At 71.5% G+C, this 23,629-nt stretch carries 27 protein-coding genes; 3 read left to right on the forward strand and 24 right to left on the reverse strand.

The features are described 5' to 3' along the window. Window positions 1-62 precede the first annotated feature (62 nt). From JOE35_RS10990 to infC, 5 genes are all read right to left on the reverse strand, one after another. Window positions 63-800, reverse strand: coding sequence for an amino acid ABC transporter ATP-binding protein (locus JOE35_RS10990; RefSeq protein WP_209561103.1), 738 nt, complete (start codon window positions 798-800; stop codon window positions 63-65). Between the two features lie 82 nt (window positions 801-882). Further along, window positions 883-1,695: an RNA methyltransferase gene (locus tag JOE35_RS10995; protein ID WP_209562019.1), complete on the reverse strand. Its 813-nt coding sequence runs from the start codon at window positions 1,693-1,695 to the stop codon at window positions 883-885. 117 nt (window positions 1,696-1,812) lie between these two features. Next, window positions 1,813-2,205, reverse strand: a complete 393-nt coding sequence (rplT, locus tag JOE35_RS11000; protein WP_209561104.1) for a 50S ribosomal protein L20 — start codon at window positions 2,203-2,205, stop codon at window positions 1,813-1,815. Window positions 2,206-2,235: 30 nt separating this feature from the next. Then, window positions 2,236-2,430 (reverse strand): 50S ribosomal protein L35, encoded by a 195-nt coding sequence (gene rpmI / locus JOE35_RS11005; protein ID WP_123548715.1) that lies wholly within the window; start codon window positions 2,428-2,430, stop codon window positions 2,236-2,238. A gap of 3 nt (window positions 2,431-2,433) precedes the next feature. Continuing rightward, on the reverse strand, window positions 2,434-3,060 hold the full coding sequence (gene infC / locus JOE35_RS11010; RefSeq protein WP_123548744.1) for a translation initiation factor IF-3: 627 nt from the start codon (window positions 3,058-3,060) through the stop codon (window positions 2,434-2,436). A 351-nt stretch (window positions 3,061-3,411) separates the two neighbouring features. Between infC and JOE35_RS11015 the strand changes: the two genes are divergently transcribed. After that, complete coding sequence (locus JOE35_RS11015) at window positions 3,412-3,750, forward strand: DUF1844 domain-containing protein (protein ID WP_123548743.1); 339 nt, start codon at window positions 3,412-3,414, stop codon at window positions 3,748-3,750. A 40-nt stretch (window positions 3,751-3,790) separates the two neighbouring features. Here JOE35_RS11015 and JOE35_RS11020 read toward each other — a convergent pair whose 3' ends face one another. From JOE35_RS11020 to JOE35_RS11045, 6 genes are all read right to left on the reverse strand, one after another. After that, complete coding sequence (locus JOE35_RS11020; protein ID WP_209561105.1) at window positions 3,791-4,576, reverse strand: SseB family protein; 786 nt, start codon at window positions 4,574-4,576, stop codon at window positions 3,791-3,793. Next, window positions 4,573-5,322: a bifunctional 1-(5-phosphoribosyl)-5-((5-phosphoribosylamino)methylideneamino)imidazole-4-carboxamide isomerase/phosphoribosylanthranilate isomerase PriA gene (gene priA, locus JOE35_RS11025; protein WP_123548713.1), complete on the reverse strand. Its 750-nt coding sequence runs from the start codon at window positions 5,320-5,322 to the stop codon at window positions 4,573-4,575. Before priA ends, JOE35_RS11020 begins: the two co-directional genes overlap by 4 nt. A gap of 75 nt (window positions 5,323-5,397) precedes the next feature. Next, entirely contained in the window at window positions 5,398-6,033 is a 636-nt protein-coding gene (gene hisH, locus JOE35_RS11030) for an imidazole glycerol phosphate synthase subunit HisH (protein ID WP_209561106.1), read from the reverse strand. Next, window positions 6,030-6,644 (reverse strand): imidazoleglycerol-phosphate dehydratase HisB, encoded by a 615-nt coding sequence (gene hisB / locus JOE35_RS11035; protein WP_209561107.1) that lies wholly within the window; start codon window positions 6,642-6,644, stop codon window positions 6,030-6,032. The genes hisH and hisB overlap by 4 nt, the downstream gene beginning before the upstream one ends. Beyond that, entirely contained in the window at window positions 6,641-7,726 is a 1,086-nt protein-coding gene (locus JOE35_RS11040; protein ID WP_209561108.1) for a histidinol-phosphate transaminase, read from the reverse strand. The genes hisB and JOE35_RS11040 overlap by 4 nt, the downstream gene beginning before the upstream one ends. Window positions 7,727-7,829: 103 nt before the next feature. Continuing rightward, window positions 7,830-8,225, reverse strand: a complete 396-nt coding sequence (locus JOE35_RS11045) for a LysM peptidoglycan-binding domain-containing protein (protein WP_245186097.1) — start codon at window positions 8,223-8,225, stop codon at window positions 7,830-7,832. Between the two features lie 252 nt (window positions 8,226-8,477). Here JOE35_RS11045 and lexA point away from each other — a divergent pair, with 252 nt between their 5' ends. Further along, entirely contained in the window at window positions 8,478-9,164 is a 687-nt protein-coding gene (gene lexA / locus JOE35_RS11050) for a transcriptional repressor LexA (RefSeq protein ID WP_209561109.1), read from the forward strand. A gap of 75 nt (window positions 9,165-9,239) precedes the next feature. On the opposite strand, the gene hflX is transcribed toward lexA, so the two are convergent. Next, window positions 9,240-10,793: a GTPase HflX gene (gene hflX / locus JOE35_RS11055; protein ID WP_209561110.1), complete on the reverse strand. Its 1,554-nt coding sequence runs from the start codon at window positions 10,791-10,793 to the stop codon at window positions 9,240-9,242. A gap of 81 nt (window positions 10,794-10,874) precedes the next feature. On the opposite strand from hflX, the gene JOE35_RS11060 reads away from it, so the two are divergent. Beyond that, window positions 10,875-11,486 (forward strand): class I SAM-dependent methyltransferase, encoded by a 612-nt coding sequence (locus tag JOE35_RS11060; RefSeq protein WP_209561111.1) that lies wholly within the window; start codon window positions 10,875-10,877, stop codon window positions 11,484-11,486. Here the strand turns inward: JOE35_RS11060 and dapF are convergent. The 12 genes from dapF to JOE35_RS11120 all read right to left on the reverse strand — a co-directional run bounded on the left by dapF (window position 11,483) and on the right by JOE35_RS11120 (window position 23,518). After that, complete coding sequence (dapF, locus tag JOE35_RS11065; protein WP_209561112.1) at window positions 11,483-12,361, reverse strand: diaminopimelate epimerase; 879 nt, start codon at window positions 12,359-12,361, stop codon at window positions 11,483-11,485. The genes JOE35_RS11060 and dapF overlap by 4 nt on opposite strands. Continuing rightward, entirely contained in the window at window positions 12,358-13,299 is a 942-nt protein-coding gene (miaA, locus tag JOE35_RS11070) for a tRNA (adenosine(37)-N6)-dimethylallyltransferase MiaA (RefSeq protein ID WP_209561113.1), read from the reverse strand. The genes dapF and miaA overlap by 4 nt, the downstream gene beginning before the upstream one ends. A 24-nt stretch (window positions 13,300-13,323) precedes the next feature. Further along, a complete protein-coding gene (locus JOE35_RS11075) occupies window positions 13,324-14,142 on the reverse strand; it encodes a regulatory protein RecX (RefSeq protein ID WP_209561114.1) in 819 nt (272 codons plus the stop codon). Further along, window positions 14,139-15,200, reverse strand: a complete 1,062-nt coding sequence (gene recA, locus JOE35_RS11080; protein WP_123548702.1) for a recombinase RecA — start codon at window positions 15,198-15,200, stop codon at window positions 14,139-14,141. Before recA ends, JOE35_RS11075 begins: the two co-directional genes overlap by 4 nt. A 292-nt stretch (window positions 15,201-15,492) precedes the next feature. Further along, on the reverse strand, window positions 15,493-15,717 hold the full coding sequence (locus tag JOE35_RS11085; protein ID WP_209561115.1) for a DUF3046 domain-containing protein: 225 nt from the start codon (window positions 15,715-15,717) through the stop codon (window positions 15,493-15,495). A gap of 91 nt (window positions 15,718-15,808) precedes the next feature. Further along, window positions 15,809-16,117, reverse strand: coding sequence for a helix-turn-helix domain-containing protein (locus JOE35_RS11090; RefSeq protein WP_123548700.1), 309 nt, complete (start codon window positions 16,115-16,117; stop codon window positions 15,809-15,811). Window positions 16,118-16,263: 146 nt separating this feature from the next. Beyond that, window positions 16,264-16,755, reverse strand: a complete 492-nt coding sequence (locus JOE35_RS11095; RefSeq protein WP_209561116.1) for a CinA family protein — start codon at window positions 16,753-16,755, stop codon at window positions 16,264-16,266. Next, window positions 16,752-17,393: a CDP-diacylglycerol--glycerol-3-phosphate 3-phosphatidyltransferase gene (gene pgsA, locus JOE35_RS11100; RefSeq protein WP_209561117.1), complete on the reverse strand. Its 642-nt coding sequence runs from the start codon at window positions 17,391-17,393 to the stop codon at window positions 16,752-16,754. Before pgsA ends, JOE35_RS11095 begins: the two co-directional genes overlap by 4 nt. A gap of 1 nt (window position 17,394) precedes the next feature. Then, window positions 17,395-20,319 (reverse strand): DNA translocase FtsK, encoded by a 2,925-nt coding sequence (locus JOE35_RS11105; protein WP_209561118.1) that lies wholly within the window; start codon window positions 20,317-20,319, stop codon window positions 17,395-17,397. Between the two features lie 147 nt (window positions 20,320-20,466). After that, window positions 20,467-21,696: an ABC transporter permease gene (locus JOE35_RS11110; RefSeq protein ID WP_209561119.1), complete on the reverse strand. Its 1,230-nt coding sequence runs from the start codon at window positions 21,694-21,696 to the stop codon at window positions 20,467-20,469. Next, window positions 21,693-22,496, reverse strand: coding sequence for an ABC transporter ATP-binding protein (locus tag JOE35_RS11115; protein ID WP_209561120.1), 804 nt, complete (start codon window positions 22,494-22,496; stop codon window positions 21,693-21,695). Before JOE35_RS11115 ends, JOE35_RS11110 begins: the two co-directional genes overlap by 4 nt. After that, a complete protein-coding gene (locus JOE35_RS11120) occupies window positions 22,496-23,518 on the reverse strand; it encodes a biotin/lipoyl-binding protein (protein WP_209561121.1) in 1,023 nt (340 codons plus the stop codon). The genes JOE35_RS11115 and JOE35_RS11120 overlap by 1 nt, the downstream gene beginning before the upstream one ends. Between the last annotated feature and the right edge of the window lie 111 nt (window positions 23,519-23,629).

The following is a 23,629-nucleotide window of genomic DNA, read 5'->3' on the forward strand; positions in this document are numbered from 1 at the left end:
ACCTCCTCGGCCTGACCGGCAGAGGGGCACGAGGAGGCGCGTCGCGAGCGAGGCGCCGCGGCTCAGTGCGTGAGGATCTTCGAGAGGAAGTCGCGCGCGCGGTCGGACTTCGGCGCCGTGAAGAACTCCTCCGGCGTCGACTCCTCGACGATCTGGCCGTCGGCCATGAACACGACCCGGTCGGCGGCCTTGCGGGCGAAGCCCATCTCGTGGGTGACGACGACCATGGTCATGCCGTCCTTCGCGAGCTGCACCATGACGTCGAGGACCTCGGTGATCATCTCGGGGTCGAGCGCGCTGGTCGGCTCGTCGAGGAGCATCACCTTCGGGTCCATCGCGAGGGCACGGGCGATGGCCACGCGCTGCTGCTGGCCGCCCGACAGCTGGGACGGCATCTTCGACGCCTGGTTCCCGACGCCGACGCGGTCGAGGAGCTCCATCGCGCGCTTCTCGGCCTCGGCCTTCGAGCGGCCGCGCACCTTGATCTGGCCGAGGGTCACGTTCTCGAGGACCGTCTTGTGGGCGAACAGGTTGAAGCTCTGGAACACCATGCCGACGTCGGCGCGGAGCTTGGCCAGCGCGGCGCCCTCTTCTGGCAGCTTCGTGCCGTCGATCGAGATGACGCCGTCGTCGATCGTCTCGAGGCGGTTGATCGCGCGACAGAGGGTCGACTTGCCCGACCCGCTCGGCCCGATGACCACGACGACCTCGCCCCGCCCGACGGTGGTCGTGACGTCCTTCAGGACGTGCAGCTGACCGAAGTGCTTGTTGACGTGGTCGACCACGACGAGGGGTTCCATGGGTCCACACAAACAGACGCCCGGAAGGGGGTCAAACTCACAGCTCTTTCGTAACGCAACCGAAACGAGCCGTCCGGTCGGGCTACGAGCGCTGGGCGAACGCGCTCTCGTAGAGGCACACGGAGGCGGCGGTCGCCAGGTTCATCGACTCGGCGTGACCGTAGATGGGCACCACCACCGCGCGGTCGGCCCTGGCGAGGTCGTCGTCGGTCAGCCCGCGCGCCTCGTTGCCGAAGAGCCAGGCCGTCGGGGCGTCGAGGACACCGTCCTGCCGCGCCTGGAGCAGATCGTCGCCCTTGACGTCGGCGGCGATGACCTGGATGCCGGCCTCGGCGCACCGCGCCACGACGCTGGCCAGGTCGATGCCGACCGCGACGGGGACATGGAAGAGAGAGCCGGTCGTGGCCCGCACGACCTTGGGGTTGTAGAGGTCGACGCTCCGGCCGGTCATCACGACCGCGTCCGCCCCTGCGGCGTCGGCGGCACGGATGATCGTGCCGGCGTTGCCCGGGTCGCGCACCTCCTCGAGGATGGCGATGAGCTTCGGCCCGCCGTCGTCGCCCTCGGCGAAGATGTCCTTGACGGACGTCGGGAACTGGCGGCAGACCGCGACCACGCCCTGCGGGGTCACGGTGTCGGCCATCGCGTCGAGCACGGCTTCCGTGACGAACTCCGCCTCGAGCCCCGCCTCGCCGGCGGCGTCGGCGAGCCCCGGGTGCCGCTCGAGGGCGGTGGGCGTGACGTAGAGCTCGAGCACCAGCTCGGGACGGAACGCGAGCGCCTCGGACACCGCCTGCGGCCCCTCCAGCAGGAACAGCCCCGTCTCGGTGCGGGCGTCGCGCTTCGAGAGCTTCGCCACCGCCCGGACTCGCGGCGAACGGGGGTTGTCGATCAGAGGGGTGCGCACGCGACCACTATGCCGCACGGGGCCCGGAGAACGACGGAGGGCCCGGACAGCGTGTGCTGTCCGGGCCCTCCGGAGGTGGTGCTGGTGATGCTGACGCAGTGCGTGCTACGCGGCGACCGTGGCCTTGGGGGCCGAGGTGTCGGCGGGCAGCGCGGCCTTCGCCGTCGCGACGATCGACGCGAAGGTGGCGGGCTCGTGCACGGCCAGCTCGGCGAGGATGCGGCGGTCGACCTCGATGCCGGCCAGGGACAGGCCCTGGATGAGGCGGTTGTAGGTCAGGCCGTTCTGACGCGACGCGGCGTTGATGCGCTGGATCCACAGGCGACGGAACTCGCCCTTGCGCGCACGGCGGTCACGGTACGAGTAGACGAGCGAGTGGGTGACCTGCTCCTTGGCCTTGCGGTACAGGCGCGAACGCTGACCGCGGTAGCCCTCGGCGCGCTCGAGGATGACGCGACGCTTCTTGGCGGCGTTGACCGCTCTCTTGACTCTTGCCATTTTCTTGTTCCTCTACGTTCGTGTCAGCGGTCAGTGACCGAGAAGCTTCTTGGCGACCTTGGCGTCGGCCGGGGCCAACAGCTGGTCCTGGTTGAGGCGAGCCTTGCGGCTGGCGCTCTTCACCTCGAGGTTGTGGCGCATGCCGGCCTGCTGCTTCATGATCTTGCCGGAACCGGTGACCTTGAAACGCTTCTTGGCACCGGAGTGGGTCTTCTGCTTGGGCATGTGTTACTTGCTCTCTTCTGTCGGCTCGGCCGGTGCATCGGCCGCCGCCTTGTCGGACGTGGGGTGCTTCGGGGGCTTGTTCGCCGCCTTGCGAGCTTCGGCCTCGGCCTTCGCCTCGGACTTGTTCTTGTGGGGCCCGATCACCATGACCATGTTGCGGCCGTCGATGGTGGGGGTGGACTCGACACTGCCCAGCTCGGACACGTCCTCAGCGAAGCGCTGGAGCAGACGCACGCCCTGGTCGGGACGCGACTGCTCGCGACCGCGGAACAGGATCATGGCCTTGACCTTGTCGCCGCCCTCGAGGAAGCCCTCGGCGCGCTTGCGCTTGGTCTCGTAGTCGTGCTTGTCGATCTTCAGACGGAACCGGACCTCTTTGAGGATGGTGTTCGCCTGGTTGCGTCGGGCCTCTTTCGCCTTCTGCGCAGCCTCGTACTTGAACTTCCCGTGATCCATGATCTTGGCCACGGGAGGCTTCGAGTTGGGGGCCACCTCGACCAGGTCGAGTTCGGCCTCTGCGGCGAGACGCAGCGCCATGGCGATGGGAACGACGCCGATCTGCTCACCTGCAGGCCCCACGAGGCGGACCTCGGGGACGCGGATACGGTCGTTCGTACGGGGATCGCTGATGCGGAACTCCTCTGTCGTTGCTTCGTCACCTGCCGACCCGGAGGGGCGGAAGGGAAAGAGGAGGTTCGCGCACCGGTCGCTCTCGCGGCCCGTGCCGTCTCTCGACGGCCGTGCACTGCACCCTGGCTGCCCGGCCCGCTCCGCCTCGAGGATCGCTCTTCGGGGTGGTGCAGATCGAACGGGGTGCCAACAACCCGGTAACCTCGTGTGACGGTCAAGCGCGGGTGGGAGAATCTCCACTTTCGCACGCAGCAGACGCTGCGAGCCTGGAGAAGCCTAGCAGAGGATCAGCACGTGAGCCACACCCCGCACACCCACCCCGCCGACGGCCATGACGACGCTCCCGTCGGCATCCCGGTCGAGCACCCGTCCGACGCCGTCCGCGACATCGCCGACGTCAACGCCGTCGAGGTCATCAACACCGTCGCGGTGCACCTGATGAGCGCCGCAGCCGTGAAGGTCGGCCTGGCCGACGATCCCGCGGCGCAGACCGACCTCGACGAGGCGCGCAAGCTCATCTCGTCGCTCGCCGGCCTCGTCGTGGCCAGCGCGCCCGAGATCGGCGACCAGCACGCCCGCGCGCTGCGCGACGGCCTCCGTTCACTGCAGCTCGCCTTCCGCGAGGCCAGCTCGATCCCCGACGCCGTCGGCAAGGGCCCCGGCGAGAAGCTCACCGGCCCGGTCACCTGACGCGGGTCGGCGCCTGACGCAGGTCGGCGCCTGACGCAGGTCAGGCCGGGACGACGCTGACGGACATGCTGTCGACCCGGTCCACGATCAGCGGGTCGGCCTGCCAGGACGACTGGAGGCGCTGCAGCAGCCCGCCGAGCTGCTCCTGGTCCAGGCCGGCCCGCACGGCGAGCCGGACGACGATCTCCGGCGTGCCGAGGCGCGCGCCTCGGTAGCCGGGCGAGATGGCCAGGCCGACCAGCGCCTCCTCGTCGGTCGACGCGGCGAGGAACGCCTGCAGGACGGCCTCGTCGGCGTGGGCCGGGACCCAGGGGACGTCCTGGGCGATCGCCCAGAGGGCAGGTCGCCGCACGCCGAACTCGGTGGGAGAGCCCGGGTCGAGCACCAAGTGCTCGGTCGACTCCGCGACGGCAGCCAGTGCGACCCGTCGCGCGTCGACGGGGACGGGGCGCGCCACGGCGTCCCAGCGGCCGAGGGCCTCGACGCTCGTGAACGCCGGCAGCACCGCACGGCCGTCGGGGCCGGCCACGGTCACGATCGACAGTTCCTGCGTCTTGTCGACGCGGCGACCGTGGTCGTCGAGCCCCTCCTCCCCCGCGACCGCGACGAGCGGGATCAGCAGGCGAGCGGGGCGCAGAGCGTCGACGACCTCGTGCTCGGGCAGCCCGCCCGTGCCGAAACGGACCAGGGCCTCGAGGAGGCGCGGGTCGGCCGAGCCGTCGTCGCCCGCGTGGGCCGTGTCGTGGTGGTCGAAGGTGCGGCCCGCGAAGGGCCGGCCGGCACTGTCGGCCGCGGGGGCGGGCTCGTGGTCGTGGTCGTGGCTCACGACACCGACGCGACGTCGAGCGCGGCGGCGAGGGTGAAGGCGCCGGAGTACAGGGCCTTGCCGACGATGGCGCCCTCGAGGCCGAGCGGGACGAGCTCACGGAGGGCCGCGATGTCGTCGAGGCTCGAGATGCCGCCGGAGGCGATGACCGGGCGGTCGGTGCGCTCCATCACCTGACGGAGCAGGTCGGTGTTCGGCCCGGTCAGGGTGCCGTCCTTCGTCACGTCGGTGACGACGTAGCGGGCGCACCCCGCGTCCTCGAGCCGGGCGAGGACGGTCCAGAGGTCGCCGCCGTCCTCCGTCCAGCCGCGTGCGGCGAGGGTCGTGCCCCGCACGTCGAGGCCCACCGCGACGGCCTCGCCGTACTCGGCGATGACGTGGGCGGCCCACTCGGGGTTCTCGAGCGCGGCGGTGCCCAGGTTGATGCGCTTGACGCCCGTGCTCAGGGCGTCGTCGAGCGACCGGTCGTCGCGGATGCCGCCGCTGAGCTCGACGTCGATGCCCTTGACCTGCTTGATGACCTTCTTGATGATCGACCGGTTGTCGCCCCTGCCGAAGGCCGCGTCGAGGTCGACGAGGTGCAGCCACTCGGCGCCCTGCGACTTCCAGTCGTCGGCCGCCGCCACGGGATCGCCGTAGCCGGTCTCGGTGCCCGCCTCGCCCTGCGTCAGGCGGACGGCCTGCCCGCCCGCGACGTCGACGGCAGGGAACAGGGTGAGGCCGGGGGTCGTGCAGAAGTCGCTCATGGTGTCTCTCTCGCGGACGTGCCGCGTGCTGTCGCCGACGTGGGCCGGGATCGCGGTCGGGTCAGGGGGTGCAGGTCACAGGGTGCGGAGCCAGTTCGAGAGCAGCCTGATGCCCGGCTGACCCGACTTCTCCGGGTGGAACTGCGTCGCCCAGAGCGGCCCGTTCTCGACGGCCGCGACGAAGCGACCGCCGTGGTCGGCCCACGTGACGTGGGGCTCGGGGAACGGCCGGATGACGTCGAGCGTCCAGGCCTGCGCCGCGAACGAGTGCACGAAGTAGAAGCGCTCGTCGCGCACGCCGTCGAAGAGCACGCTGCCCTCGGGGGCGTCGACGAGGTTCCAGCCCATGTGCGGCAGGACGTCGGCCTTGAGCTCGTCGACGACGCCGGGCCACTCGCCGAGTCCGCCGGTCGTCGCGCCGCGCTCGACCCCGCCCTCGAAGAAGACCTGCATGCCGACGCAGATGCCCATCACGGGTCGGCCGCCGGCGAGGCGCCGGTCGATCATCTCGCCGCCACGGACGGACTGCAGCTGGCTCATCACGGCGCCGAACGCCCCGACGCCGGGGACGAAGAGACCGTCTGCCGCCTGCACCCTGGCGCGATCGCGGGTGAGCTCGACGTCGGCGCCCGCGAGCTCGAGGGCCTTGACTGCGGAGTGCACGTTGCCGCTGCCGTAGTCGAGGACGGCCACCGTGGGACGGACCGTCACAGTGCGCCCTTCGTGGACGGCACCCCGGTCACCCTGGCGTCGGGCTGGACGGCCTGGCGCAGCGCGCGGGCGAGCGCCTTGAACTCGGCCTCGGCGATGTGGTGCGGGTCCCGGCCGCCGAGCACCCGCACGTGGACGGTGATGCCGGCGTGGAACGTGATCGCCTCGAAGACGTGACGGACCATCGAGCCCGTGAAGTGCCCGCCGATGAGGTGGTACTCGAAGCCCTCCGGCTCACCGGTGTGGACGAGGTAGGGACGACCGGACACGTCGACGACGGCCTGGACCAGCGCCTCGTCGAGGGGCACCAGGGCGTCTCCGTAACGGGAGATGCCGGCCTTGTCGCCCAGCGCCTCCTTCAGGGCACCGCCGAGCACGATGCCGACGTCCTCCACCGTGTGGTGGACGTCGATGTGGGTGTCGCCCGAGGCGGACACGTCGAGGTCGATCAGCGAGTGCTTCGACAGGGCCGTCAGGAGGTGGTCGAAGAACGGCACGGACGTGTCGATCGACGAGCGCCCCGTCCCGTCGAGGTCGAGGGACAGCTGGATGCGCGACTCGCTCGTCTCACGGGACGAGGAGGCGGTGCGGGCGCGAGGCTGATCGGTCACGAGGAGAGCCTAATGTCGCGCAGGGCGTCGAGGAACGCGGTCGTCTCGGCCTCGGTGCCGGCGCTCACCCGGAGGTGGCCCTCGATGCCGAGGTCGCGCACGATGACGCCCCGGGCGAGGAGGCGGCGGAACACGTCGGCCGGGTCGTCCACGCCGCCGAAGAGCACGAAGTTCGACCAGGTCCGCCAGGGGATGTAGCCGAGCTCGGTGAGGACGCGCACGATGCGGTCACGCTGCTCCTTGATGTCGTCGACCATGGCCAGCATCTCGTCGGCGTGCGCGAGCGCCGCCACGGCCGCCGCCTGCGTGAGGGATGACAGGTGGTACGGGAGGCGCACCAGCCGGAGGGCGTCGACCACGGCGGGGTGCGCGGCCATGTAGCCCACCCGCGCCCCGGCGAAGGCGAACGCCTTGCTCATGGTGCGCGACACGATGAGGCGCTCCCGGCCCTCGAGCAGCGTGAGCGCCGTGGGCTGGCCGGCCGGCATGAACTCGGCGTACGCCTCGTCGACGAAGACCATGCCGTCGGTCGCGTCGTAGGCGGCCCGCACCGTCTCGAGGTCGAGCGGCGTGCCGGTCGGGTTGTTGGGCCCGCAGAAGAAGACGACGTCCGGCCGAAGACGCTCGATCTCGGCCACGGCCGTCTCGGGCGAGATGGTGAAGCCCTCGTCCCGGGCGCCCTCGAGCCACGTGCTGCCGGTGCCCGCCGCGATGATCGAGTGCATCGAGTACGTGGGCGGGAAGCCCAGCACGGACCGGCCCGGACCGCCGAATGCCTGCAGGATCTGCTGGATGACCTCGTTCGAGCCGTTGGCGGCCCAGATGTGGTCGCGGCTGAGGCCGTGCCCGAGGTAGCCCGCCAGCGAGTCGCGCAGGATCGAGAACTCGCGGTCGGGGTAACGGTTCACGTCGACCAGGGCCGCACCGACCGCCTCGAGGATGTCTGCGGCGACGTCGGCGGGGACGGGGTGGGTGTTCTCGTTGACGTTGAGGGCTACGGGCACCCGCTCTTGGGGAGCGCCGTAGGGCGACAGACCCTTGAGGTCGTCGCGGATGGGCAGGTCGGCGAGGCTGAAGGACACGACCCCATGGTAGGCGGCGAGCGGAGAGCCGACCTCACCGTGGCCTCTTCGTATGAGGCCAGGCCTGGCCCGGTCAGCCCCCGTCAGGTCAGCCCCGGTCAGGTCAGCGGCTGTACTTCTCGGGCACGGCCAGGGTCTGCCCCGCGGCCACCTCGGCGCTCGGCAGGTTGTTCAGCCGGACCAGGTCGCTGACGACGTCGCGAGGGTCTTTGGTGGGGGCGATCTCGCTCGCGACCTGCCAGAGCGACTCGCCGCCCTCGACGGTGACCTGGGCGAAGGACACGTCGGCGGCCTGGTCGGACGCGACGGCACCCGGGCCGAGGAGGAGGCCGGCGGCGACGATGCCGGTCGCGCCGAGCGCGACCGCAGCGCCGACGACCCGACGGCCTCGACGCGTGATGCGGAGGCGGGTGCGGGTGGCGGCGTTGCCGACGGTGCCGCGGCGGACGGTGCTGCTGCTGCTGACGGTGCTGACGGTGCTGATGCTGGTGGCGCTCATGGGGTGGTTCCTTTCACCGCGAGAGTTGGTCGTACGAGTTCGTGCCCGGCACTCGGCCGGGAATGCCGGACACGAAGACGTGTACCGAACATATCTTCGATCCGGCCCGACGGCAACCACTTTCTTCGAACACCGGGCCGAGGAATGCGCGACACACTCGAACATGTGTTTCGCCAAGGGGCCGTGATCCGATAGGTTCCAGTCGGTGGTGCGAGTACACCAGCGACCACCGACATCGACGGCAGGAGAGACATGACCGACCGGCACAGCGCCACGGCGACCGCCCCGGCGACGCCCCCGCGCAAGGCGCTCACGGCCAAGCAGGAGTCGATCCTGGCCGCCATCCAGGCGAACATCGCCCAGAGCGGCTACCCGCCGAGCATGCGCGAGATCGGCGACGCCGTCGGGCTCAAGTCGTTGTCGAGCGTCACCCACCAGCTGAACCAGCTCGAGCTGGCCGGCCGCATCCGCCGCGACCCGAACCGTCCGCGTGCGCTCGAGGTCCTCGGCGACCCGGCCCCCGTGGCGCCGGTGACGAGCATCCTCTCGACCAGCGACGACGGCGACACGGCCCACGTGCCGATGGTCGGGCGGATCGCGGCCGGCATCCCCATCACCGCCGAGCAGCAGGTCGAGGACGTCATGCCGCTCCCCCGCCAGCTCGTCGGCAAGGGCGAGCTGTTCATGCTCCGCGTGGTCGGCGAGTCGATGATCGACGCGGCGATCTGCGACGGCGACTGGGTGGTCGTCCGCCAGCAGCAGAACGCCGAGAACGGCGACATCGTCGCGGCCATGCTCGACGACGAGGCCACGGTGAAGGTCTTCCGTCAGCGCGACGGCCACACCTGGCTGCTGCCCCGCAACAGCGCCTTCGAGCCGATCGTCGGCGACCACGCGCAGATCCTCGGCAAGGTCGTGGCGGTGCTGCGCTCGGTCTGACGCGGCCTCGGGAACGACGAAGCGCCTCCTGCCCTGACGGGTCGGAGGCGCTTCGTCGTGAGGAGAGCGAACGGCTCAGGAGGCGGCGGTCTCCGCCGTCTCGGCCTGCACGAACGGCGAGAGCGCCGCTACGTCGCTCGGGTACACACGGGCGTGGACCCGGGTGCCCTGCTCGTCGTAGTCGGTCGTCAGGACCCGCCCGGAGTCGTGCAGGTGCGAGACCACGTCGCCGCGGTCGTACGGCACGAGCAGGTCGAGCTCGACCTCGGGCTCCGGCAGCAGCCCCGCGAGCTTCGCGAGGAGCTCGTCGATGCCCTCGCCCGTGCGCGCGGAGACGAAGACGGCCGTCGGCTCGAGGCCCTGCAGCACCAGCCGCTGGTCGGCGTCGACGAGGTCGCTCTTGTTGAAGACGACGACCTCGGGGATGTCGCGCCCGTCGACCTCGCCGATCACGTCGCGCACCGTCGCCAGCTGCGCGGCCGGGTCGGGGTGCGACCCGTCGACCACGTGCACGATGACGTCGGAGCCCGCGACCTCCTCGAGCGTTGAGCGGAACGCCTCGACGAGCTGGTGCGGCAGGTTGCGGACGAAGCCCACGGTGTCGGCGTAGGTGAACGGACGACCGTCGGTCGTGGCGCTCTTGCGGACCGTCGCGTCGAGGGTCGCGAACAGTGCGTTCTCGACCAGGACGCCAGCGCTCGTGAGCCGGTTGAGCAAGCTCGACTTGCCCGCGTTCGTGTAGCCGGCGATGGCCACGGACGGGACCTCGTTGCGGTCGCGGTTCGCGCGCTTGGCGTCCCGCGCCGGCTTCATCTCCTTGATCTGGCGTCGGAGGCGGGCCATGCGCGTGTGGATGCGGCGACGGTCGAGCTCGATCTTCGTCTCGCCGGGGCCCCTGCTGCCCATGCCGGCACCGGCGCCGCCGACCTGGCCACCGGCCTGGCGGGACATCGAGTCGCCCCAGCCGCGGAGGCGCGGCAGCAGGTACTCGAGCTGGGCGAGCTCGACCTGCGCCTTGCCCTCGCGGCTCTTGGCGTGCTGGCTGAAGATGTCCAGGATCACGGCCGTGCGGTCGATCACCTTGACCTTGACCACGTCCTCCAGCGCTCGCCGCTGGCTCGGTGCGAGCTCGGTGTCCGCGATCACCGTGTCCGCGCCGAGGGCGGCCACGGTCTGGCGCAGCTCCTCGGCCTTGCCCTTGCCGAGGTAGGTGCTCGGGTCGGGGTTCGGCCGGCGCTGCAGCAGGCCGTCGAGCACCGAGGCACCTGCGGTCTCGGCCAGCGCGGCCAGCTCGCGCAGCGAGTTCTCGGCGTCGGAGAGCGAACCCTGGGACCAGACGCCGATCAGGACGACGTTCTCGAGGCGGAGCTGTCGGTACTCGACCTCGGTGACGTCCTCCAGCTCGGTCGAGAGACCGGCCACGCGGCGGAGCGCGGCCCGGTCTTCGCGGTCGTACTGGTCGCCGTCGCCGGAGCCGTCGAGGGAACGGGTCTGGATCGCCTGGGCAGGCGAGAAGATCGTGTAGGCGGACGCCCGCGACGCCGCACGCTCGAGGACCCGAGCCACGACGTCGTCGCCGTGCTGTCCGTTGCGCTCGTCGTCGAGCGGGGTCGTGGGGGTGTCTGTCATCGAAGTGATACTAGCCCTCCGGAGGGGGTCGAGCCTGGGCCGTCACGGGCCAGGCAGCTGATGTTCGGTAGGTTGTCGTCCATGGCCAGCGACCACTACTTCTCCCCGAACCCGGAGAGCGAGCTGCGTCGGCGGACGATCACGGCGACCCTCGCGGGGCGAGAGCTGACGCTCACGACGGCGTCGGGTGTCTTCAGCCCCGAACGGGTCGACCCGGGCACGGCCGTCCTGTTGGCCGGTGCACCGCAGCCGCCCGCGACGGGCGACCTGCTGGACGTCGGGTGCGGGTGGGGCCCCATCACACTGAGCCTCGCGTTGTCGTCACCCGACGCGACGGTGTGGGCCGTCGACGTGAACGAGAGGGTCCTCGACCTCGTCCGTGAGAACGCACGGGCCGCGGGCCTCGTCAACGTCAACGCCGTGACGCCCGACGGTGTTCCCGACGACGTCGTGTTCGCGTCGATCTGGTCGAACCCGCCCATCAGGGTCGGAAAGGAGGTGCTGCACGGCCTCCTGGAGACCTGGCTGCCGCGCCTGCAGCCGGGCTCCGACGCGTGGCTCGTCGTCCAGAAGAACCTCGGCGCCGACTCGCTGCAGGCGTGGATGAACGCGACCATGGCGGACGTCGTCCGGGTGGAGCGCTCGTCGACCAGCAAGGGCTACCGCGTGCTGCGGGCCCGGCGCGCCTCCTAGAGGGTCAGCGCTCCGCTGAAGACCAGCTCGGCCGGGCCGCTGAGCGACACGTGGTCGCCGTCGGCCCCCGGGGCCACGTGCACCCCGAGCACGCCGCCCGGGACCTCGACCGCCCAGTCGTCGGGGGCCCCGGCGCCGGCCCAGTGCCTCACGGCGAGGGCTGCGGCTGCGGCTCCCGTTCCGCACGAGAGCGTCTCTCCGCTGCCGCGCTCGTGGACGCGCATGCGGATGTGCCCCGTGCCGTCGATGACGAGGGGGTCGGACGGAACGACGAACTCGACGTTGGCGCCCTCGGCGGGCGCCGGGTCGAGCAGTGGCACCCACGAGAGGTCGAGCCCGTCGAGCTCGTCGTCGGAGGCGAGGGCGACGACCACGTGCGGGTTGCCGACCGAGAGCGAGAGACCCGGGCGTGCCGCGTGCAGCTCTCGGGCACGGACCGTCGGCTCGTCGTCCCCCAGCGTCCAGGTGCCGAGGTCGACCCGGAAGCCCGAGCCGTCACGACGGACCGTGCGCACGCCGGCGCGCGTGCCGATGGTGAGGGCCTCGCCGACGGGGAGGTCGACCAGGCCGCGCTCGACCAGGTAACGCGCGAAGACACGGACACCGTTGCCGCACATCTCGGCCAGGCTGCCGTCGGCGTTGTGGTAATCCATGAACCACTCGGCCGCGGGGTCGCTCGCCAACGCTGCGGCGCCGGCGGGGAGGGCGGACGAGCGGACGGCTCTGATGACCCCGTCGGCGCCCACGCCGAACCGCCGGTCGGTCAGGGCGCGGATGGCGACCCCGTCGAGGTCGGTCTCGCCGTCGGCGTCGGTGAACAACACGAAGTCGTTCCCGGTGCCCTGTCCCTTGGTGAACTGGAGCGTCGTGGTCACGCGAGGAGTCTAGCGAGGGCCCGCTCGACGGCCGCCGGGTCGCCGGTGGTCGACCAGTCGACGTCCGGGTACCGCTTGAACCAGCTCACCTGGCGGCGGGCGTAGCGACGCGTGAGCGCCTGCGTCTCGTCGATCGCCGCCTCCTCGTCCATGTCGCCCCGGAGCTGCGCAGCAGCCTGGGCGTAGCCGATGGCCCGGGAGGCGGTGATCCCGTCGGCGAGGCCGAGCGGCAGCAGGCCCCGCACCTCGTCGACCAGGCCGTCGGCCCACATGCCGCGGACCCTGGCGTCGAGGCGCTCGACGAGGACCGGGCGCTCCTCGGCGATGCCGACGACCGAGGAAGGGCGCCAGCGCTCAGCCTCGTCGGGCAGGGCGGCGGAGAAGGGCTCTCCCGTGATCTCGCCGACCTCGAGGGCGCGCACCAGGCGTCGGGCGTTGTGGGGCCCGATCCGCTCGGCCGCGACCGGGTCGGTCCGGGCGAGCAGCTCGTGCAGCGCACCAGGGCCGCCGCGCTCGGCCAGGCGCTCGAAGCGCTGCCGCACGACGGCGTCCGTGCCGGGGAACCGGAAGTCGAACAGGACGCTCGAGACGTAGAGCCCCGACCCGCCCACGAGCAGGGGGACCGCCCCGCGAGCCGACACGTCGTCGATGACGGCCCGGGCGCGCGACTGGTACCACTCGACGCTGGCCTCGGTCGTGACCTCGAGCTCGTCGAAGAGGTGGTGCGGCACGTCGCGCCGCTCAGACACGGGCACCTTGGCAGTGCCGATGTCCATCCCGCGGTAGAGCTGCATCGCGTCGGCGTTGACGATCTCGGCCGGTCGACCGGCGTCACGGAGGCGCTCGGCCAGGTCGAGGGCGAAGGCGGACTTGCCCGTCCCGGTGGAGCCCACGACGGCGGTCAGGCCGCCGCGCACCGCTTCACCGACCGTCGACATGGTGCCCCAGTGTAGGGCGGCCCGTCACTCGAAGCGGACGCCGCCCCGGCTGCTGCCACCGCGCGGCAGGGCCTTCTCGACAGCACGTCGCACGGTGTCGGATCGGTAGCCACGTCGCATGAGGTAGCCGTTCAAGCGACGCTCGGCCGTGGCCCTGTCGAGCCCACGCAGCGAGCCCGCTCGCTTCTCGGCCCACTCGTCGGCCCGGGCCTGCTCGTCAGCGTCGTCGGTCTCGGCCAGGACCTCTTCGATGACGGACGCGTCGATGCCGCGCGAGCGCAGCTCGGACGTCACGGCGCCACGGCCCAGACCCTTGCGACCCTGCTTCGTCTGGAGGAGGTTCTCGGCGAGCTCTCGATCGTTCAGGAGGCCGACCCCCTCGAGACGCGAGACCTCGTCGGCCACGACCTCGGGGTCGAGGTCGCGCGCCTCGAGCAGGGACGCCATCTCGGACGACGAGACGCCTCGGCGGCTGAGCGCGTGCAGGCTGACGCTCTCCGCCCTGGTGCGCTGTGCGTCCAGGTCCTCGCGAGGCTCTTCGGCATCGGCATCGGCATCGGCATCAGAGTCAGAGGCGGAGCCGGTCGGCGACTCGTCCGACCAGTGCTGGCTGACCGCAGCGAGAGCCACTGCCGTGTCGCGCACCGGATCGCGGCGGGCGCTGTCACCCGTCGCCTCGTCAGGGTCGTCGTCGCTCGACCGAGCGGCGCCCCGGGACGGATGCTCGGACGCGACCGGTGCCGACGCCGCCGCGCCCGCCTGGCCCGACCTCGCCCCGCGGACGCCGAAGAGAGGCGTCACGGGGGCGAGGTCGTCAGCAGACTCGCCGTCGTGCGAGGTCATGCGCCCTTCCGGGCGGCGATCTTGGCCTCGATCGACTCGACGGGCGCCTCGACCGGCTTGGCCCCGCCGACACCGAGCTTGGCGAGGATCTTCTGCTCGATCTCTTGCGCGACTGAGGCGTTCTTGAGCAGGAAGTTGCGCGAGTTCTCCTTGCCCTGCCCGAGCTGGTCGCCCTCGTAGGTGTACCAGGCGCCGGACTTGCGGACGATGCCGTGCTCGACGCCGAAGTCGATCAGGCTGCCCTCGCGGGAGATGCCGACGCCGTAGAGGATGTCGAACTCGGCCTGCTTGAAGGGCGGCGCCATCTTGTTCTTGACGACCTTGACGCGGGTGCGGTTGCCCACCGCGTCCGTCCCGTCTTTCAGGGTCTCGATGCGGCGGATGTCGAGTCGCACCGAGGCGTAGAACTTGAGCGCCTTGCCGCCGGCGGTGGTCTCGGGGCTGCCGAAGAACACGCCGATCTTCTCGCGCAGCTGGTTGATGAAGATCATCGTCGTGCCGGTCTGGCTGAGGCCACCCGTGAGCTTGCGGAGAGCCTGCGACATGAGACGCGCCTGGAGGCCGACGTGGGAGTCGCCCATCTCGCCCTCGATCTCGGCACGGGGCACGAGCGCCGCCACGGAGTCGATGACGACGAGGTCGATGGAGCCGGAGCGGACGAGCATGTCCGCGATCTCGAGCGCCTGCTCGCCCGTGTCGGGCTGCGAGACGAGCAGCGCGTCGATGTCGACGCCCAGCTTCTTCGCGTACTCGGGGTCGAGGGCGTGCTCTGCGTCGATGAAGGCCGCGATGCCGCCGCCGCGCTGGGCGTTGGCGATGGCATGCAGGGTGAGCGTCGTCTTTCCCGAGGACTCGGGGCCGTAGATCTCGACGATGCGGCCGCGAGGGAGGCCGCCGATGCCGAGCGCGACGTCGAGCGCGATGGAGCCCGTGGGGATGACGGCGACCGGAGCCCGCTCGTCACTGCCCAGGCGCATGACCGCGCCCTTGCCGAACTGACGGTCGATCTGCGCGAGCGCCGTCTCGAGCGCCTTCTCGCGGTTCTCTGCTGAGGGCATGGTGACTCCTTCGTGGTTGCTGTCCGTGCGCCTGTAGGCTGTCGCGTCGCGCTCGGCCCGGGGGCGGCGGTCTCGACGACAAGGCATGTGCCCCTGCGGATGCGGGAGCGGTGGAACGTCGATGTGGCAACGCTACGGCCGACCACCGACATCGCAGACACGATCTCGGTCGGAGGTGGAGCACTCGGACGTCGACGCCCTTGTGGAGGAAGCTACCACCGCACCGAACGCACGTTCGAACTGGGCCCCGGTGTGTCGAACACCTGATCGCCGTGCGTCGTCGCGGCGGTGCTCAGCGACGCGGCTCGGGGAGCCCTGCTCCGTGCCGGCGGGCGACGGGCACGCCCTCCGCCTCACAGAGGGCCAGCCACACGTCACGCGGGGGCACTCCCCCGCGGAGCGCCTCGTCCGCCGTCTCGTCGCCCAGAGACGAGAGGACGAGGTCACGGGTGACGACCCGGCCGTACGCCTCGCCGAACTCGTCGTCGACCGCCCTGCGGAACTCGCTCTTGCGCATCAGTCGAGGCTACCCGGACGCGGAGACGCCCCTGACATCAGCCAGGGGCGTCTCGGTGCAGCGTGCACGACGGACCGTGAGGTCAGTGACGTCAGCGCACGACCAGGTCGGTGTCGAACTCGGCGACCATGTCGTCGGGCAGGGTGTCGGGGATCGGGTTCAGGCCCTCGATGACGGCCATCCGGTCGCCCACCTCACGCATGATGACGGAGATCGGCGTCTCGAGCGCGTCGGCGACCGACGCGAGGATCTCGGAGCTCGCCTCTTTCTGCCCACGCTCGACCTCGCTCAGGTAACCGAGTGCGACGCTCGCCTTGCTGGCGACCTGTCGCAGCGTGCGGCCCTTCTGGAGACGGAAATCACGGAGGACGTCGCCGATCTCTTGACGGACCAGAACCATGGGACCCCTCCTTGCGACATAGGACCCACCGTGACGGGATTCAGGGGTGGGTGAGGAACACTGCTGTCGAGCTGGGTGCAACTGTAGCCAGCCAGCTCTGTGTGACACTTGTGAACTCGCGAGATGTAACGAGACCGAAACCCCGGCTATTCCCGAGGCTCCGTGAGCCAGTCGTGCAGCATCGACAGTGATTCGGAGACGGTCGCCGATCGGATGGCCTCGCGATCGCCCTCGAGGTCGAGTCTCGCGACGCGAGACCCGCCTCCTGCGCTCAGCGCGACGTACACCGTGCCGGGCGCCTCGCCGTCCTGCGGGTCGGGGCCGGCCACCCCTGTGGTGGCGAGGCCGACGTCGGCCGCCCGCCCGTCGACTGCCAGCGCACGGCGCACCCCGGACGCCATCGCGACGGCGACGTCAGGGTCGACGGCGCCCCGTGCGGCGAGAAGGTCGGCGGGCACGTCGAGCAGGAGGTGCTTGATCGGCGTCTGGTACGCGACCACTCCCCCGACGACGACCGCGGAGGCTCCGGGGACGGAGATGAGCTCGGCGGCGAGGAGCCCCCCGGTCAACGACTCGGCGACGGCGACCGTCAGGCCCTGGCGGTCGAGTTCGTGCACGACCTCGGCCGCGGTGGTCACGACGTGCGGGAGTGCTTCAGGGCCACCCGGACGTAGTCGGCACCGGACACGAGCGTCGCCACCACGGCAGCCGTCATCACGACGGTGTTGAGGCCGTGCACCCAGTCGCCCAGGGGCACCCACAGCGGGAAGAGCGCCAGCGTCACCGCGACGGCCTGCAGCACGGTCTTGAGCTTGCCGCCTCGTGACGCGGGGATGACGCGGTCACGGATGACGACGAACCGGTACACGGTGATCCCGATCTCGCGCACGAGGATCAGCGCGGTCACCCACCAGGGCAGCTCGCCGAGGATCGAGAGCCCGACCAGTGCGCCGCCGACCAGGACCTTGTCGGCGATGGGGTCGACGATCTTGCCGAAGTCGGTGACGAGGTCGAGGCCTCGCGCGAGCATGCCGTCGAGGCTGTCCGTGAGGATGGCCACGACGAAGAGGACTGCGGCTGCGATGCGCAGCGGGCCGTCGGCACCGTCGTCGATCAGGAGCCAGGCGATGAACAGCGGTGCCATCAGGATGCGGACGACCGTGATCAGGTTGGCGATGTTCGCCGTGCTGGCCGGGCCGGCCCCGCGGCTCGCAAAGCGTCCCCGCCAGGGGAAAGTCGCGGCCCGCGGCGCCTCGGGGGTTCTCTCGTCGGTCACGTCAGTCCCTGCCTGTCAGGCCCCAGGCGTCTTCCGACTCCTCGTCGCCGTCGACCTCGTCGTAGCCTCGTGTCATCTCGGCGACGGGGTCGTCGCCGTAGTCGCCCGCGCCGAGCGCCGCCGGCGCGGAGGAGGCGGACGCCGCCCCGCGGGGCGCGTCGACGCCCTGCCCGCGCAGCTTGGCCAGCACGCCCGGCAGCTGCTCGTTGGTCACGAGCACGTCGCGCGCCTTCGACCCCTCAGAGGGGCCGACGATGTCGCGGGACTCCATCAGGTCCATCAGGCGTCCGGCCTTGGCGAAGCCCACCCGGAGCTTGCGCTGGAGCATCGACGTCGACCCGAACTGGGTGCTGACCACGAGCTCCGCCGCGGCGAGGAGCAGCTCGAGGTCGTCGCCGATGTCGCCGTCGATCTCTTTCTTCTCGACCACGGCGGCCACGTCGGGCCGGTAGTCGGGCCGCGCCTGGCGCGTGACGTGCGCCACGACCTCGGCGATCTCCGTCTCCTGCACCCACGCACCCTGGACACGCATCGCCTTCGACGCGCCCATCGGCAGGAAGAGCCCGTCGCCCTGGCCGATCAGCTTGTCGGCGCCCGGCTGGTCGAGGATGACCCGCGAGTCGGTGACGCTCGACACGGCGAAGGCGAAGCGGGAGGGCACGTTGGCCTTGATGAGGCCCGTCACCACGTCGACCGACGGACGCTGCGTCGCGAGCACCAGGTGGATGCCGGATGCACGCGCCAGCTGGGTGATGCGGACGATGCTGTCCTCGACGTCGCGCGGGGCGACCATCATGAGGTCGGCGAGCTCGTCGACGACCACGAGGAGGTACGGGTAGGGCTTCAAGGAACGCGCGCTGCCGGCCGGCAGCACGATCTCGTTCGCGACGACGGCACGGTTGAAGTCGTCGATGTGCCGGAAGCCGAAGCTGGCGAGGTCGTCGTACCTCATGTCCATCTCCTTCACCACCCACTGCAGCGCCTCGGCTGCCTTCTTGGGGTTGGTGATGATGGGCGTGATCAGGTGCGGGACGCCGGCGTAGATCGAGAGCTCGACCCGCTTCGGGTCGATCAGCACCATGCGCACGTCGGTGGGCTTGGCCCGCATGAGGAGGGACGTGATCATCGAGTTGACGAAGCTCGACTTGCCGGAGCCGGTCGCGCCGGCGACCAGGAGGTGCGGCATCTTGGCGAGGTTCGCCACGACGTAGCCGCCCTCGACGTCCTTCCCGACGCCGATCGTCATCGGGTGCACGCTCTTGGCCGCGGCCCCCGACCGGAGCACGTCGCCGAGCGACACGATCTCGCGGTCGGTGTTGGGGATCTCGACGCCGATGGCGCTCTTGCCCGGGATGGGCGAGAGGATGCGCACCTCGTTCGAGGCCACGGCGTACGACAGGTTCTTGCTGAGGGCGGTCACCTTCTCGACCTTGACGCCCGGGCCCAGCTCGATCTCGTAGCGGGTGACGGTCGGGCCCCGGCTGAAGCCGACGACCCTGGCGTCGACCGAGAACTGGCGGAGCACCTCGGTGATCGAGCGCACGATCTCGTCGTTGGCCTCGCTGCGCGCCTTCGCGGGCGGCCCGACGCTCAGCGTGGTGGCCGCCGGCAGACGGTAGGGCGCGACGGGAGAGTCGTCCTCGACGTCGAGCGACGCCGGGGCGGGCTCGTCGTCGTCGACGGCGAGGAAGTCGGCGGCGACGTCGCTCTCGCCGGGTGCGGCCGCCGAGGTGGTGGCCGGCACTGACGGGAGGACGGTCGTGGCGGCGGTCGCACCCGACGGCACCGGCCCGGCCGGCGAAGTCGTGGAGGCAGGCTCGTCGTCGTGCAGGGGGACGTCGATGCCGAGCGACCGCACGGCGTCCTCGGCCGCGTCGAGGTCGTGCAGCAGGTCGGCCTGGTACACGTCGGTCGGAGCGTCGGCGGCCGCGGCCTCGGCGGTCAGGGACTCCGCCGCCGGGGCGTCGCCCCCGATGGTCGCCCCGTGGTCCACGAACACGGGACCCGCACCGCGACGGGCGGCCCGCCCGCGTCGGCCTGCCCCCGCAGCCTCGTCGTCGGCGCTGCTCTGGGTGACCACGGGGGTGTCGTAGGCCGGGTCTTCTTCGCGCCCGCTCTTGTTGCGCCGCCACCACGGCAGCGCGTCGGGCTCGCCCGGGTCTCCCTCGGCGGCGCCGTCAGCCGCGGCCGTGTCGGAGGTCGTCTCGCCGAAGAGCCAGCGGTACAGGTCGCCGAGACGGTGGCCGATCCGGTTCGGCGGGGTCTTGGTCATGATCAGGAGGGAGAACGCGAGCAGGACGACCACCACGGGCACCGCGACCCACTCGGTCGCGAGCATGACCAGCCAGGAGGCGACGAGCCAGCCGAGCACGCCGCCGCCGGTCGCGAGGGCACGCATGCCCTCGACGGCCTGCGGCTGACCGCCGTAGATGTGGCAGAGGGCGCTGATCGACACGATCATCAGGCCGAGCCCGATGCCGATGCGCGTGTTGTCGTGGACGGAGGCCGGGTGCCGGAAGAGCCAGCCCGCGAAGAGCACCATGATGACCGGCAGGGCGTACGCCACCCGGCCGACCAGGCCGCCGAACGTGTACGCGTCGAAGCCGACGGCGATCGGGCTCGTGGGGTTGAGCCACTCGACCACGGCCCCGGCGATCGCCAGCAGCACGAGGAGGAAGGGGACGCCGTCGCGGCGCTCGGACTTGTCGAGCGACTCGCTGCCGAAGAGCCGGAAGGCGCCTCCGGTCAGGTGGGCCAGGCCCATCCAGGCGGACGCGAGGACGCCGGGGCCCTCGTCGACGGGCGCCGGCGCCTTCGCGGCGGGGAGCTTCTTGGTCGCCGCGGTCGCGCCGCGGGCCGTCGAGGTGCCGGCGGACGCGCCGCGCCCCGAGCGCGAGCGCGCGGTCGACTTGGTGGGCGTGGCCATGCCGTCGAGGCTACCGCCCGCCGCCGACGCCGACCGGAGGCGGGCGGCGCGCCGGGCCCCGCTCCTGGCTCGCGCAGCTGCCGAGTGGTCCCCGGCTGTCCCTCGACGACCCCCGGAGGACAGTTCCCGACCACTCGACCGGGGGGCTCAGTAGCGGATGGCGTCGATGACCTTGACCCGCACGGCGACGAGCGCGGGCAGCACTCCCGCCACGGCGCCGATCAGCGTCGCGGAGCCCAGGCCGATCAGGGCCGCGGTGATCGGGAACGCCGGCATGTCGTCGACCGACCCCTGGGCGATGAAGCCCTGCACCATCGGGTTCTGCACCACCAGCACCGCCACCATGACGCCGACCGCCCCCGCGACCACGGTGCCGGCGACGCTCTCGAGCATGACCGAGAAGAACACCCGCGGCGCGGTGGCGCCGAACGACCGGCGGACCCCGATCTCGCGGATGCGCTGCCGCACCGTGACCAAGGCGATGTTCACCAGGCCGAGCCCGCCGAGCAGCAGCACGAGCACGCCGACGCCCGTGATGATGAGCTTGATGGGCAGGAACGGGTCGGAGTCGCCCGCGTACGCCGCGTAGTCGGAACGGCTGACGTCGACCTGCACCTCGTCGCCGAGAGCCGCCGCGAGGTTGCCCTGCACCATCGTGCTCAGCTCGTCTCCCGACGACGTCGGCAGCCACATCTCGTACTGGGGCGTCTCGGTGAACCCGCCCTGTGACAGGGGCGCGAGGTCGAGGTCCGTCGAGGGCAGCATGAAGAGCCCCGGCCCCTCCCCCTCGTACTGTGCCGCCGTGACTCCCACGACGACGCCCGTGACCGAGTCCGCGCCGCTCAGCAGGAGGGTGGGGTGCGACGCCACCGGCGGTCGGCCGAGCGTGTCCCACAGGGCCTCGTTCACCACGAGGGCCGGAGCCAGCCGCTGCTCGTCGCCCTCGACGAACCACGAGCCGTCCGCCATCGAGACCCGGTGCATTTCGCCGTACTCGGGGTCGACGACCTGCGCCGAGACGTCGGTGAGGCCTCCTGGCAGCTGGACCGACCTCGTCGTGTAGAGGTTCTCCGAGGCCCAGGTGATCTCGTAGCGCGACATCGTCGAGCGGAACTCGTCGTCGAGCAGCACGGGGTCGAGCTCGGTCGCCCCCTGGCTGTAGGCCGACACGGTGTACGTGGCGGGTCGCCCCCCGGACTTCTCGGACGACTCGCGCGTGGACTGCTCGGCGAGGCTGCCGAGCCCGACGACCGCGGTGAGGGCGGCCACGGCCACCGCGACCCCGATCAGGCTGAGGAGCACCCGCAGCTTGTTGACCCGCAGCTCGGACCAGGCCTCGACGAACGCCCCGACGACGCCGGACAGGAGACCGCTCACCACGGGACCTCGGCAGCCGCCGGGGAAGGCACAGCCGCAGGCACAGCCGCAGGCGCAGCGGCGGGCGCGGGCGCGTCCGTCGGCACCAGCGCCGACGGTCCCGCGAGCCCGGTGCCCAGGCGGGCGGCGGACAGCACCCCGGCGTCGAGCGAGTAGTGCCGTGCGGCGAGGCCGGCCACTGCCAGGTCGTGCGTGATGGTGACGAGGGCGGCGCCGGTGTCGGACGAGATGTCGTCGAGGAGGCGCATGACCGTCGCCCCCGTCTCGATGTCGAGCGCTCCCGTCGGCTCGTCGGCCAGGATGACGCGCGGGTCGCGCACCAGCGAGCGCGCGATCGCCACCCGCTGCTGCTCGCCGCCCGACAGGCGGTGCGGCATCGAGTCGACACGGTGGCCCAGCCCGACCTTGTCGAGCATCTCGGCGGCGATGGCCCGCCGCCGCCAGAACCGGCGCCCCCTGGCGTAGAGCAGCGGCGTCATGACGTTCTCGAGCGCCGTGCGCCCCTGCAGCAGGTTGAACTGCTGGAAGATGAACCCCACCTGCTCGCCGCGGAGGCGGTCGCGCGCACCGCTGCGCATGCCGCTGACGTCGACGTCGTCGAACCAGTGGGTACCCGTCGTCGGGGCGTCGATGAGCCCCAGGATGTTGAGCAGGGTCGACTTGCCCGAGCCGGAACGTCCGACGATGCTCACGTGCTCGCCCGCCTCGACCACGAGGTCGACCCCGCGCAGGATGTCGAGGGTCGCGTCGTCGGCGAGGGGCACGGTCTTCGTGACGCCCTCGAGCCGGATCAGCGGCATCAGCAGTAGACCTCTCCGGTCGTCGGGTCGACGCAGCCCTCCTGCGGGGCGACGGCGCCCGGCACGAACTCGAGGACCATGTCGCCCTCGACGAGCCCTCCCGTCACCTCGACGGTCGTGCCGTCGTTGATGCCGAGCGTGATCTCGCGCTCCTCCTCCGTGCCGTCCGCGCCGACGACGGTCACGACGCCCTTGCCCGCGGCGCCCTCCACCGCCGTGAGCGGCACCGTGAGGACGTCCGTCGCGACGCCGGCGGGGATCGTCAGCTCGGTGGCGAGGCCCGCGAAGACCGTGACGTCGCCGGGGACGGCGCACGTCACCGACTGCCCCGAGACGCCCGCGCCGGACGAGTCACCGGTGTCGCCGGCGGTCGTGGTGCCCGTGCCCGCGCCGGCGCCCGCACCGCCGACCGAGAGGCCGGTGCAGGCGAACGGCGCCGGGCCGCCCCGGATCGACGCCGTGCCCTCGGCCGGGCGGCTGACCAGGCGGTAGAGCTGGTCGGCGGCCAGCGAACCGGTGACGTGGAACGTCGGAGGCGCGACCTCCGCCACGGGGTCGCCCACGGCCAGCTCCTGGTCCGCGATGACGGAGAGCTCCGTCACCGTGCCCGCCACGGGCGACGTCACCACCGCGGTCTTGACGATCGGCGCGCGTTCGGTGACCGTGCCGTCGGCCGCGACCAGCGCCTCCTGCGGGGTCTCGGAGCGCAGCGTCGCGATCTCGTCGCCCGCGGCGACGGCCTGCCCCCTCTCGACGAGGACGGTCACGACGGTGCCCGCGAGGGTGGCCGGGGCGGTCGACGCGGCGTCGGCCTCGACGGTGGCGTCGACCGTGACGTCGTTCGTGACCGTGCCGACCGCGACGGCCACCTGCGGCTCGACCGCCTCGCCGGTCGGGACGGCCACGGAGCCGGTCGCCGCGTCGGGCGCCGCGAAGAACGCGAGCTTGACGAGGGCGACGGCGATCGCGAGGAAGATCAGGATGCGGAGGATCGGGAAGATCCAGGTCTTGGCGACGCGCACGGGCGACTCCCCCCTTCGGAGCAACGGACGGAACGTGCTCACCATAGGAGCCGGGCGACGACGGAGGCCTCAGTCGTCGGGATGACATCCCGAGCGAGCTGAGGCCTCCGT

The organism is Frigoribacterium sp. PvP032, from assembly GCF_017833035.1.
Lineage (GTDB): Bacteria > Actinomycetota > Actinomycetes > Actinomycetales > Microbacteriaceae > Frigoribacterium.

Coding starts and splice junctions, on each gene's coding strand:
- miaA (WP_209561113.1), bottom strand. CDS start 13,299: ATGTCGACGGTCGGTGAAGCGGTGCGCGGCGGCCTGACCGCCGTCGTG.
- JOE35_RS11085 (WP_209561115.1), bottom strand. CDS start 15,717: ATGCGCAAGAGCGAGTTCCGCAGGGCGGTCGACGACGAGTTCGGCGAG.
- rpmI (WP_123548715.1), bottom strand. CDS start 2,430: ATGCCCAAGCAGAAGACCCACTCCGGTGCCAAGAAGCGTTTCAAGGTC.
- JOE35_RS11090 (WP_123548700.1), bottom strand. CDS start 16,117: ATGGTTCTGGTCCGTCAAGAGATCGGCGACGTCCTCCGTGATTTCCGT.
- JOE35_RS11045 (WP_245186097.1), bottom strand. CDS start 8,225: ATGAGCGCCACCAGCATCAGCACCGTCAGCACCGTCAGCAGCAGCAGC.
- JOE35_RS11115 (WP_209561120.1), bottom strand. CDS start 22,496: ATGCCGCTGATCCGGCTCGAGGGCGTCACGAAGACCGTGCCCCTCGCC.
- JOE35_RS10990 (WP_209561103.1), bottom strand. CDS start 800: ATGGAACCCCTCGTCGTGGTCGACCACGTCAACAAGCACTTCGGTCAG.
- hflX (WP_209561110.1), bottom strand. CDS start 10,793: ATGACAGACACCCCCACGACCCCGCTCGACGACGAGCGCAACGGACAG.
- JOE35_RS11075 (WP_209561114.1), bottom strand. CDS start 14,142: ATGACCTCGCACGACGGCGAGTCTGCTGACGACCTCGCCCCCGTGACG.
- priA (WP_123548713.1), bottom strand. CDS start 5,322: ATGAGCGACTTCTGCACGACCCCCGGCCTCACCCTGTTCCCTGCCGTC.
- JOE35_RS11060 (WP_209561111.1), top strand. CDS start 10,875: ATGGCCAGCGACCACTACTTCTCCCCGAACCCGGAGAGCGAGCTGCGT.
- rplT (WP_209561104.1), bottom strand. CDS start 2,205: ATGGCAAGAGTCAAGAGAGCGGTCAACGCCGCCAAGAAGCGTCGCGTC.
- JOE35_RS11105 (WP_209561118.1), bottom strand. CDS start 20,319: ATGGCCACGCCCACCAAGTCGACCGCGCGCTCGCGCTCGGGGCGCGGC.
- lexA (WP_209561109.1), top strand. CDS start 8,478: ATGACCGACCGGCACAGCGCCACGGCGACCGCCCCGGCGACGCCCCCG.
- recA (WP_123548702.1), bottom strand. CDS start 15,200: ATGCCCTCAGCAGAGAACCGCGAGAAGGCGCTCGAGACGGCGCTCGCG.